The following is a 10,663-nucleotide window of genomic DNA, read 5'->3' as shown; positions in this document are numbered from 1 at the left end:
GGCAGGAAGAGCGCGGGAGTCCTGGTCGAGGCGGGCCGCGTCGTTCCGGGTACTGGGGATACCCGCGTGTCCCTCGTAGCTGGGGGTGGGGACGGCGATGGGGGGCGTCCGGACGCGGTCGCGGGTCGGTCCCCGCCGCCCCGCTCGTTGGCGTCCCGACCACCTCGTCCGGGGCGCTTTCTTGGCTGCGCCGCTGTCCGGGCTCGCGGGCCCCGGCGGCCTCGCGCGTGCGGGCGCTGGGAGCGGCGGGCGGAGCGAGTGCCCCGCGAGGCGTGTGACTTCGGGATCGGAGAGCACAAGGACCGTATAGGCAGGATGAGTTCACACGCGGGAGGTAGCGATGAGTACTGCTGGGCCGGGGCACGAGGTGGGGCGTCCCGCTGGAGGACCGTGGTGGCGGTTCGTCCCGCGCAACAAGGCGTCCGGTTGGCTGGCGCTGGCAGCCGGTGTGGTGCTGGCGGCGCAGAGCGTCTTCTTCCTGGTCGCGTACGACTTCTCGTTCCAGAGCGCGATCGAGGTCCTCGTGGGCCTCCTCGGCGTGGCGCTGATCGTGCGGTCCGTCGACGGACTGCGGGTACTCGACCGGCAACCCTCGCGCCCATGAGGCCGACGTATGCCGCTCTCCGTCCCGCGCCAGGGCTGGTGATGAGCCGACAGGCGCGCACCGCGGGGCACGGGACGCGTGGCACGGCGACGGCGGGACAACGCGGTCAGGGGCCCGACGCGGACAGGGCCGTGCGGCGGACTCACCCTCGCGGGTGCGACACGAGATCGCGCGCACCAACTGACGAATCGGCCATGCCGATGATTCAGGACCGCGCCGATGTGGTTGCGGAAGGCCGCCACGTCCTAGGCCGGTTCAGCCTTCTTCGCGTTGTTGTCCGCCGTCAGCTCTCTTGTAGTCCAGGTCCTCTGTAGCCCAGGTCCTCGTTCAAGGCCAGTGAGAGGCGCCGGTTGTCGAGTGTGAAGCACACGACGGCGTCGAGCAGGACGGGTACGCGATCCCGTGGTGGGGCCGCAGGGCCTCACCCGGAACCCAGGCATCGTCCCACGCCCGCATCGCGCTGCTCGGCGCCAGCCCGGCGGCCACCTGGCGCGCCGCGCGGCAGCCCATGAGCGGCGCCTCGCAGCTGTCGTCGCCCTCGACGGTGTCTTCGACGCCGTCCCCGGCCTGCTGGCTCATCCGCCCCGTGTTCATGCCGCACCAGATATCCGGTTTCCCGCCTCGCGGGCGCTCCGGGCCCGGACACACTCACGGCCGGTTCGTTCTCCAGGCCGAGCACGGTGAGGACCTTCGGCTCGGAGGCTGTCACCTGTCCCCGGCCAGCGACTTGGCCCGGGGGTCGCCCCAGCGGTCGCTGTCCTTGGCGTACACGTCCGCCCGGCGCAGCGAGCGGTGCCGGTGCTCCAGGACACACAACGAGTACGCCGTCTTGTCGACCAGCCGTGTGGCACTTTGGGGTTGGCGAGGACCAGCCGCTGCCACGAGCCCGTGACCGGCTCTCCAGAGACCTCTTCAGTGCCGATCTTCTTGCGGCCGGCGGCTGTGTAGATGGCGTCGTGCGGGTTGTAGGGGGAGGGCGGGGTGGAGCCTGCTGGTGGCAAGTAGTGGCAAGCGGTGACCGCCTCGAAGGCGGCCGGCAGGAATGGCACAGGGCGGGCCCTTGGCTCCGGCGCCGCTGTGTACCCCGGGAAGAGTGGAGCGCCCGTGGTCGGTCTCGACCTTGCCGATGCCGGCGAGGATGGTCCGGTTCGTGATCACGGAAGCCTCCGTGCGACCCCGTCGGCATGCGGGCCCCTCTGGCGGGCGCGCTGTTCGAGCCAGGCCGGCGATCGAGCCGGTCCAGCGACAACCCGTCCCTGCTGCCCAGCGCGAGTCCCGTAGCCGTGGTGGCGACCGGAAGCGCGACGAGCGGGAACAGAGGCAGGGGCACCACACTTTTGGCCGCGGCCCAGGTCGCGTACGGCAGCACTCCAGCGCCGGTTGATAGAGAGAGTCCACGGGCCGTTAGTTTCCCTAGGAGGACGTCCTCGCGGTCTACGTCCGCCGGGTACGCGCACGGGGTGCGTCATGACGCGTCACCGTCCTTCTGGAAATGTCTGCTTCGGTGTTCAGGTCGGACTGGTGCCGGCGGTGGTGAGCTGAAGGCCGTGGGTGGGGGCGGTGGGCCCACGCGTCGTACGGCAGGCCGTATGGCTTGGCTTGAGGTTTCGGAGGTTGGAACGAGGGGAGCCCGGTGACCGTGTGGGTCGAGGAAGGGGAGCCGGGGACTGCGGATGCGACGCCCGGATGGCGAGCAGCCCGCCGAAGGCGCGCCACCACCAGTGGGTGATCCCGTCCGTCTGCGGTAGGGCGTGCCAGATACCCGCGCTGTCACCGGTGCCCTGGGGACCGGTTGGGGACCACACGGTGCTCGCGACTCTGAACAATACGCTCGGGAACGCACGTCCTGCACCCTAGTTCTGCCTGATATGTGCAGGTAATACCTATGACCCTCACTCCTGGGGGTCAAGGGGGCGCAGGTTCAAATCCTGTCGTCCCGACTGGAGACAGTCGCATGTCAGGGCCGGTTTCGGAGAAATCCGAGACCGGCCCTTGATCGTTGGTCGGGCCGGCGCGCTGGTACGAGCGCAGGCTCAGTGACACGGTGGCCGGAGCCGGGGCCACTCGCGGGCCTCTCCGGACGGCCCGGCCGGGCCGCGACACCTCAGGGCCCGGCCCGTCCGGGGATCAGCTCTCGCGCTCCTCGTGTGCCGCCGCCCTGAGCCGCCCGGTCTCCGTCTCGTCGGCCGTCCACACTCCCGTCGCGCCCTCCACGATTGCGACGCCGTAGTGGGTCCGGGCCGACCCGGCGGAGACGTACCCCTCCCGGACGTCGCGGAGTACCTGCTCAACGGGGCGGGTGCGGGGGTCGCCGTATCCGCCGCCGCCCGCCTGGGAGACCCGGACGATGTCGCCGGGCCCGAGCGTCACACTGCCGCTCTCCACACTGATCGCGGCCTCGCGGTCGGTGCCCGGATTGACGGTGAGCACGGACGGCCGGCCGGGGAGGCCGCCGTCCTTGCCGGCGGGCGGGGTGAGTTCGCGGCCGTTGCGGGTGGTGAACCGGGCGGGCGCCAGCACGCGGTACTCGCGCAGGTAGCCGAGGCCGCCCCGGTGGCGTCCCGGCCCGCCGGAGTCGGTGACCAGCTCGAAGCGTTCGAGGCGTACCGGGAACTCCGTCTCCAGCACCTCGACGGGGGTGAGGCTGCCGTTGGCGACGTGGACCTTGGACGCGGACACACCGTCCTTGTTCCAGCGGGCCCCCATGGCCCCGGCCGGCAGTTCGTACTGGACCTTCGGTGAGGAGAGGCCGGGAATCCGGTACGAGAAGGTGCCGTTGGTGCCGCTGCTGCTCTCGGCGATCCGGCCGTTCGCGAGGGCCTTGCCGAACGCGTCGAACAGGGCCTCCGCGGACGCCACCGCGACGGGCATGTACGTGTTGACCGGAGCGGGCGGCAGTGGGTCGAGGAGTGAGCCGGACCGGAACGACGCCGTGATCGCCTGGAAGAAGCCCGAGTTGGACGGCAGTTCCGGGTCGATGAGGCACTTGAGCGCGTAGGAGCACACCGCCCGCACCAGCGGCGGGCGGATGTTGTAGGGGCCGGTCATCTGGTCGTCGGAGCCGGTGAAGTCGAAGTCGATACGGTCGCCCTCGATCGTGACCGCGACCCGGATCGCCACCGGCTGCCCGTCGGCCATCCCCTCGGAGTGCATGAGCCGTTGGCCGGTGTACCGGCCGTCCGGCCACTGGGCAACGGCGGCCCTGATGCGCGCTTCCGTGAGGTCGAGCAGCCGCTCGGAAGCGGTGTGCAGTGTGCTCCTGCCGTACTTGGCGCACAGCGCACGCACCCGGTCGGCGGCGAGATGGGTCGCCCCGACCTGGCCGCGCAGGTCGCCCAGCACCAGGTGGGGAGTGCGGCTGTTGGCCCGCAGGAGCGTCTCCACCTCGGGCGAGGGCGAGAACGCGCGGTAGTAGCGTACGGGAGGGACCATCAGCCCCTCGTGGTAGATCTCCCTGGCCTGGCTGGAGTTGGTGCCGGGGACGAGCCCGCCGATGTCGGACTTGTGGGCGATGCTGCCGCTGAAGCCGAAGACCTCGCCCTCCACCACGATCGGTGCCACCACCGCCATGTCGGTGGCATGCGGACTGCCGCCGTAGTAGGGGTGGTTGACGAGGAAGGCGTCGCCGTCGCGCATCTCCTCCACCGGATAGGCGGCGAGGACGTTCTCGATGGTCTCCGGGAAGGCGCCGAGGTGCAGCGGAAGCACCGTGTACTGCGCGACGACCCGGCCGCTGAGGTCGGTGATGGCGCAGCTCGCGTCCTTCGACTCCCGGATGATGGTCGAATAGCCGGTGCAGAAGAGCGAGTTCTGCATCTCCTGCACCACCCCGATGAGGCTCTGCCGGATCACCTCGACGGTGATGGCGTCGGCCTCCGCCGTCGCTGTACGGCCGGGACGCCCTGCCGTGGTCTCTTCGCTCACCTGCTCGACCTCTCTTCTGCCGACGGGACTTTGGTGATCAGGAGGTTGCCGTAGTGGTCCACCTCGGCCCACTGCTCCGGGAAGACGACGACGGTGGAGTCGTACTGCTCGACGACCGCGGGTCCCGTGACACGGTGGCCGGCGCCGAGCTTCGCCCTGGCGTAGACCGGCGTCGGCACATACGACCCGGTGCCGCCCGCGGTGTCGGGGAAGTACGCGGGGCGCGAGCCGGTCACGGCCCCGGTCACCGGCCCTTCGGCGGGCGGGACCGTGGGCAGGGACACGGGCGGTACGAGACCGATGGCCTGGACCCGGTAGTTGACGACCTCCACCGACTGGTCGGGGGCCGCGTGTCCGTGGCACTGCTCGTGGATCGCGTCGAAGTCCCGCCGGTAGCCGGTGAGGTCCTCCTCGGTCAGCGGCACCGTCCGCACCGGCACCGGGTTCTCGTAGCCCTGTCCGCTGTAGCGCATGTCGAGGAAGTAGCGGTAGGACGTGCTGTCCTCGGAGAAGCCCTCCTGCGCGAGCTGCTTCGACGCGGCCAGGTGCATCTGCTCGAAGAGGCTGTTGGCGTCCTGTGCCCGGAGCTCCGACACGTCGGTCAGCCGGCTGCGGACGAGGTCGTGCTTGACGTCCGACATCAGCAGGCCGAGCGCCGAGGTCGCGCCGGGCGACGGGGGTACGAGGACACGGGGGATACCCAGGTCGAGGGCGATCTGGCTGGCGTGCAGGGGGCCCGCCCCGCCGAAGGCGACCAGGGTGAAGTCCCGCAGGTCGAAGCCGCGTTCGGTGGAGATGGACCGGATCGCCTGCCCCATCTTGACGTTGACGATACGCACGATGCCGTCGGCCGCCCGGACGGTGTCGACCCCGAGCGGGGCCGCCACCTCGGCCACCACGCGCTCCGCCGCGGCGGCGTCGACCGCGAGGTCGCCGTCCAGCAGGGACACCGGGTTGAGATAGCCGAGGACGACGTTCGCGTCCGTGACGGTCGCCGTCTGCCCGCCCTTGCCGTACGCGGCGGGCCCCGGCACGGCTCCCGCGCTGCGCGGGCCGACGTGCAGGGAGCCGTGCGGGTCGACGACGGCCACCGTGCCACCGCCCGCGCTGACGGTGTTGATGTCCAGCATCGGTACGGCGATGTGCCGGCCCTCCAGTGTGTTCTGATCGGAGACCGTCGGCTCACCGCCCTGGACGAGGGCGACGTCGCAGCTCGTGCCGCCCATGTCGAAGGTGATGAGGTCCTCGATACCGACCGCCCGGCTGATCGCCACGGAGGCCGTCACCCCTCCCGCGGGGCCCGACAGGATGGTGGCGACACCCCGGTCCGGCGTCCGGTCGAAGGGCACGGAGCCGCCGTTGCTCTGCATGGTGAACCTGCGGCCGGGGGCGACGCCCAGCCGCTCCAGCGCGGCGGAGAGCCTGCCGACGTAGCGGCCGACCACAGGGGAGACATAGGCGTTGATCACCGTCGTGCTCAGGCGGACGTACTCCCTCATCTGCGGCAGCAGCTCGCTCGACGTCGTCACCCAGAGGTTCGGATCGGCCTTGCGCAGTGCGTCGGCGAGGCGCTGTTCGTGTTCGTCGTTCAGGAACGAGAACAGGAGGCTGACGGCGACCGACTCCACTCCGCTCTCGCTGAAGCGGCGCACCGCCTCGGCCACCTCCTCGTCGGAGACCGGCTCCAGCACGGCGCCGGACGCGGCGAGACGCTCCGTCACCTCGACGGTGTCGCTCTCCGCCGCGAGCAGCGCGGGCTTGGTGTATCCGAGGTCGAACACGGAGGGGCCGAAGGGGCGGGACTGCTCCATCGCCTCGTAGACCCCGCGGAACCCCCGGGTGACGGCCAGCCCGACCCGGGCGCCCCGCTCCTCCAGCAGCGCGTTGGTCCCGACGGTCGTGCCGTGGGTGAAGACGGAGATCGCGTCCGACGGTACCCCCTGTTCCGCCAGTGTCGTCAGCCCGGTGAGCAGGGCCTGGTCCGGCTGGAGCGGGCTGGAGGGGACTTTCATGATGCGGTAGGTGCCGTCGGACTCGTCGAAGACGACGAAGTCGGTGAACGTGCCGCCGGTGTCGGTCGCCACGCGGTAGGACGGGGGACGCTCGGACATGAGCCGCGTACCTGCTTTCTGGGGGGAGGTCGACACCCCGTTCGTTCAGCTGAGGGAAGCGGTGGGACATCGGGAGAAGACGAGGGACATCGGAGGGAAATCCAGGGAAATCCAGGGAAGGGGACGGGGCCGGTGGGGCCGCCGGGCAGCGGTCCCACCGGCAGCCGGTCGGCGGACCGGTCGCCCCCGGGAGCGGCCGGACGCACGACGAGGCCGGCCGGCCCCCGGGCCTCAGTCGCCCGTGGAGATGAGGGCGCCGCCGTCGACCAGGAGATCCGTACCGGTGATGAAGCCGGCCTCGGCACCGGCCATGAACGCGACCGCACCGGCGATGTCCTCGGGGGTGCACGCGCGTCCCACGAGGTTGCGGCGCTCGCGGTTCTCCGGCTCGACGTCGGAACCGACGGGCGAGCCCACCTTGTTGGGGCTGACCGTGTTCACACGGATGTGGTGCGGACCGAGTTGGACCGCGAGCGAGCGGACGAGCGCGTAGAGGGCGGCCTTCGCCGTCGGATAGGCGAGCGCGTTCTTCCGCGCGAACTGACCCGACGTGGAGCCGATGTGCACGACGACACCGCCGCGCCCCTCCGCCACCATCTTCTTGGCGACGTACTTCGTGGTCAGGAACGCGGAGGTGAGCGACACGTCGAGCACCTTGCGCCACACGTCGTCCGCGAGGTCGAGCACCGTGGTCGGCCGGTCGGTGATGGCGACGCAGTTGACCAGTGTGTCGATGTGGCCGAGCTCGGCCCACGCCGTGTCGACCAGCCTGGTCACGTCGGCCGCCGAAGAGACATCGGCCGTGACGGGCACGGCACTTCCCGGGTACTGCTCGTTCAGGTCCTTGGCGACCCGCGCCGCGGCCTCCCCGTCGAGGTCCGCGACGGCCACCCGGGCGCCCTCGCGGGCGAAACGGGCGGCGATGGCGGCGCCGACGTTCCGGCCGGCCCCCGTGACCACGGCCCGCCTGCCCTCCAGTTGGGACGACATGTCAGTTCTCCTCCGTTGTGGATTGTCCTTCGTGCCGCGTGCGGGACACCGCGCCCGGCCTCTGTACGCGGCGGCTCCCGCCACCGGCCGGGCGGGGCCCGCCCGCGTTCCGGCCGGTCCCGCGGGGAGCCACGCGGCCCCGCACGGTGGCCGGGCCGCTCACGCGCCGTACCGGCTCAGGTCGTAGCGGCGCGGCTTGAGCACGCGGCAGACCTCGCGGTTGACGGCGGCCTGCGGCAGGCCGATGCCCTTGGCTGTGGCCATCTCGGAGACGATCTTCATGTCGTCCTCGGCCCAGGCCATCGTCTGGTTGTTCCAGTTGTCGAGTGCGTGGTTGGCGGCGCTGGACATCTTCAGGGCCTCGCGGAGTGTGTCGATGTCGACGCCGTGCCGGTGGGCCAGGGCGAGCCCCTCGTGGTCGGCGACCAGGCAGGCCCACAGGATGAGGTTGTTGACCGCCTTCGCGACCTGCCCGGCGCCGATGTCACCGATCCTGACGACGTCCGCGGAGTAGGCGTCCGCGACACCGGTGAACTTCGCCGTCGCCTCCTCGGTGCCGCCCAGCAGGGAGAGCAGTTCGCCGGCGTCCGCGGCCCACGAGCCCCGGCACACAGGGGCGTCCACGACATGCACCCCGTGCTTCTGGGCCGCCTCGGCCAGGCCGCTCATGACCTCGGGCGACACCGTGCTCAGCACGGCCACCACGGCGCCCTCCCGCAGCGCGCCGAGCATGCCGTCCGTGCCGAGCATGATCTCCCTCAGCTGCTCCTCGTAGCCGACGCAGACCATCACCGTGTCGCAGTCCTGGGCGATCTCGCGCGTGGTGCGGACGAAGCGCGCCCCGCGCTCGGTCACCGCGGCGTCCTTGCCCGGATCGATGTCGTGCACCAGCACGGTGAAGCCGTGGTCGACCAGGTGGCCGATGATGGGCAGGCCCATCCGGCCCGCGCCCAGCAGTCCGACCGTCGTCTGTTGTGAAGCCATGCGGAATCTCTCCTAATGCCGGGGGAACGGGATTCGCGGGGGCTGACCGTCGCGGCGAATCCGGGAGGGCGCGTCCTGTGGGGCGCGCCGGGGACGGCACGGTCCTCGCCGTCCGGTCTGATGGGCCGGATCAGTCGCGCTGCCAGCGCAGGGCCCACTGTTCGAGCATGCCCACGAGCAGCATGCCGATCGCGATCATCAACATGAGCACGACGATGCCGGCGAACACCGTCGCCGAGTCGAAGTTCTGCGTGGCGGTGTTGATGAGGTAGCCGACCCCGTCCTGCGAGGCGATGAACTCGCCGACGATCACACCGATCATGGCGAACGACACCGAGGACTTCATGCCGGACAGCACCGGGACGCTGATCTGCGGCAGGGTCACCTTGCGGATGACCGTGGCCCGTCGGGCGCCCATCACACGCAACACGTTGACGAGGTTGTCGGGCATGGTCCGCACACCCATGTAGGTGTTGTAGAACATCACGAAGAACACCGTCATGGCGGCGATGGCGATCTTCGACTGGACGCCGATGCCGAACCAGATGAGGAAGAGCGGGGCGAGGGCGATCTTCGGGATGCCGTTGACGGCCGCGATCAGGGGGCTCAGTACGGCGGCGCCGAGGCGCCAGTACCCGAGGCCGAGCCCGACGACGAGCCCGCCGACGACCCCCACGGCGTAGCCGAGGACCAGTTCCTCGGCGGTGACACGGATGTCCGTCCAGAGGCCGGGCTGCACCCCCGTGGCGTACTCCCAGAGTGTCTTCGCCACGTGCACGGGGCTGCTGATCAGGTAGTCGGGCACCAGCCGGACGTCCGCCAGCTGCCACAGTGCGAGGACCACCGCGAACACCAGGACGCGCAGGGCCCAGGTGCTCCAGGCGGGTCCCGAGCGCTCCCGGCTCTCGTCGTCGGGCGGGGCGGAGAGCGCGGCGGTGTCCTCCGCGGAGGCCAAAGCTGTCCGAGTGCTCACTTCGAGGGTCCTCCCATCGAGATCTCGGCGGCGAACATGTCCCACAGGACGCGGTGTTGCTCGGCGAACTCGCGCGACTCCGAGATGTGGAACGCGTCGCGGGGGCGTGGTATCCCCACCGGTGCCGACGCCTTCACCCGGCCGGGCCGCCGGCTCATCACGATCACCCGGTCGGCCAGGGTGAGTGCCTCGGAGAGGTCGTGTGTCACGAACAGGACCGTCTTCTGGTGCCTGTCCCAGATGTCCAGCAGTGTGTCCTGCATGACGGCCTTCGTCATGGCGTCGAGGGCTCCGAAAGGCTCGTCCATGAGCAGGATCGGCGGGTCGTACACCAAAGTGCGGGCGATGGAGCACCGTTTCTGCATGCCGCCCGACAACTGGTGCGGGTAGCTGGTGCGGAACTGGCCGAGGCCCACCAGCTCGATCCACTGGTCGACGAGCCTGTCCTGCTCCTGCGACGGTGTCTTCCGGATCTGCAGTGGCAGCCGGATGTTCTCGTCCACCGTGAGCCAGGGCAGCAGGTTGGAGTCCTGGGTCACATAGCCAATGTCGGGGACCAGCCCCGCGACCGGCCGTCCGTGCACCGTGACCTGCCCGTGCGACGGCGGGGTGAGCCCCGCCACCAGATTGAGCAGGGTGCTCTTGCCGCAGCCGCTGGGCCCCACGATCGCGCAGAACTCGCGCTCCTTCACATCGAACGACACCTCGTGCAGTGCCTCCACCGGGGTGGAACTCCGGCGGCTGCGGAACATCAGGGACACCTTGTCGAAGCGGACCGCGTGGTCCTCCGGAGCCGGGTCCGGCGCCGTTGTGGTGGTGCCCTTCGGTCCGGGCCCTTCCTTTTGCCTCTGCATGCGGATCACCTGTTCGCGTTGGTGGCAGGCCGGGATGACGGGGCGCCGGCACAGGACGGCGACGCGGCGGAGGCGCGAGGCGTCGGTCCGGGTCCCGGCCCAAGTCCTTCGTCCGGTTCGGGTCCTCGGCTTCCGGCCCGGCTCTCCGGTCCTCGGTCCCGGTCAGGGGCGGAGCCCTGGTGGCTCGCGGGCGGCCGTCGCCCGAAGGGGGGAAGCGGTGGGT

The 10,663-nt window shown here is 70.6% G+C and carries 9 protein-coding genes and 1 pseudogene; 1 reads left to right on the top strand and 9 read right to left on the bottom strand.

Annotation, left to right across the window (positions count from 1 at the left end; genetic code table 11):
• The first annotated feature begins 340 nt into the window (after positions 1-340).
• Positions 341-604: a hypothetical protein gene (locus LCE31_RS09070; protein WP_225013537.1), complete on the top strand. Its 264-nt coding sequence runs from the start codon at positions 341-343 to the stop codon at positions 602-604.
• 327 nt (positions 605-931) lie between these two features.
• Here LCE31_RS09070 and LCE31_RS41170 read toward each other — a convergent pair whose 3' ends face one another.
• The 9 genes and pseudogenes from LCE31_RS41170 to LCE31_RS09030 all read right to left on the bottom strand — a co-directional run bounded on the left by LCE31_RS41170 (position 932) and on the right by LCE31_RS09030 (position 10,440).
• The gene (locus LCE31_RS41170) at positions 932-1,198 is read right to left on the bottom strand and encodes a hypothetical protein (protein WP_374118443.1); all 267 of its coding nucleotides are present in this window, start codon (positions 1,196-1,198) and stop codon (positions 932-934) included.
• Positions 1,199-1,309: 111 nt separating this feature from the next.
• The gene (locus LCE31_RS09060) at positions 1,310-1,486 is read right to left on the bottom strand and encodes a hypothetical protein (protein WP_225013536.1); all 177 of its coding nucleotides are present in this window, start codon (positions 1,484-1,486) and stop codon (positions 1,310-1,312) included.
• A 364-nt stretch (positions 1,487-1,850) separates the two neighbouring features.
• Positions 1,851-2,039 (bottom strand): annotated as a pseudogene (locus tag LCE31_RS41165) (hypothetical protein); the annotation flags it as partial.
• A gap of 692 nt (positions 2,040-2,731) precedes the next feature.
• Positions 2,732-4,528 (bottom strand): hydantoinase B/oxoprolinase family protein, encoded by a 1,797-nt coding sequence (locus LCE31_RS09055; RefSeq protein ID WP_225013534.1) that lies wholly within the window; start codon positions 4,526-4,528, stop codon positions 2,732-2,734.
• On the bottom strand, positions 4,525-6,639 hold the full coding sequence (locus tag LCE31_RS09050) for a hydantoinase/oxoprolinase family protein (protein WP_225013532.1): 2,115 nt from the start codon (positions 6,637-6,639) through the stop codon (positions 4,525-4,527). Before LCE31_RS09050 ends, LCE31_RS09055 begins: the two co-directional genes overlap by 4 nt.
• A 231-nt stretch (positions 6,640-6,870) precedes the next feature.
• The gene (locus LCE31_RS09045) at positions 6,871-7,629 is read right to left on the bottom strand and encodes an SDR family NAD(P)-dependent oxidoreductase (protein ID WP_225013530.1); all 759 of its coding nucleotides are present in this window, start codon (positions 7,627-7,629) and stop codon (positions 6,871-6,873) included.
• A gap of 159 nt (positions 7,630-7,788) precedes the next feature.
• Positions 7,789-8,613, bottom strand: coding sequence for an NAD(P)-dependent oxidoreductase (locus LCE31_RS09040; RefSeq protein ID WP_225013529.1), 825 nt, complete (start codon positions 8,611-8,613; stop codon positions 7,789-7,791).
• A gap of 130 nt (positions 8,614-8,743) precedes the next feature.
• Positions 8,744-9,586 carry an ABC transporter permease gene (locus LCE31_RS09035; RefSeq protein ID WP_225013527.1) on the bottom strand — a complete coding sequence of 281 codons (843 nt, stop codon included), beginning with the start codon at positions 9,584-9,586 and terminating at the stop codon, positions 8,744-8,746.
• Complete coding sequence (locus tag LCE31_RS09030; RefSeq protein WP_225013526.1) at positions 9,583-10,440, bottom strand: ABC transporter ATP-binding protein; 858 nt, start codon at positions 10,438-10,440, stop codon at positions 9,583-9,585. The genes LCE31_RS09035 and LCE31_RS09030 overlap by 4 nt, the downstream gene beginning before the upstream one ends.
• Positions 10,441-10,663 lie beyond the last annotated feature (223 nt).

The organism is Streptomyces sp. 8L, assembly GCF_020176795.1.
Taxonomy (GTDB): Bacteria; Actinomycetota; Actinomycetes; order Streptomycetales; family Streptomycetaceae; genus Streptomyces.
This window is presented reverse-complemented; position numbering and strand designations above follow the sequence as displayed.

What these genes read in the sequence shown, in the direction of transcription:
- LCE31_RS09045 (WP_225013530.1), bottom strand. Translation starts at nt 7,629, where the DNA reads ATGTCGTCCCAACTGGAGGGCAGGCGGGCCGTGGTCACGGGGGCCGGC.
- LCE31_RS09050 (WP_225013532.1), bottom strand. Translation starts at nt 6,639, where the DNA reads ATGTCCGAGCGTCCCCCGTCCTACCGCGTGGCGACCGACACCGGCGGC.
- LCE31_RS09070 (WP_225013537.1), top strand. Translation starts at nt 341, where the DNA reads ATGAGTACTGCTGGGCCGGGGCACGAGGTGGGGCGTCCCGCTGGAGGA.
- LCE31_RS41170 (WP_374118443.1), bottom strand. Translation starts at nt 1,198, where the DNA reads ATGAACACGGGGCGGATGAGCCAGCAGGCCGGGGACGGCGTCGAAGAC.
- LCE31_RS09030 (WP_225013526.1), bottom strand. Translation starts at nt 10,440, where the DNA reads ATGCAGAGGCAAAAGGAAGGGCCCGGACCGAAGGGCACCACCACAACG.
- LCE31_RS09040 (WP_225013529.1), bottom strand. Translation starts at nt 8,613, where the DNA reads ATGGCTTCACAACAGACGACGGTCGGACTGCTGGGCGCGGGCCGGATG.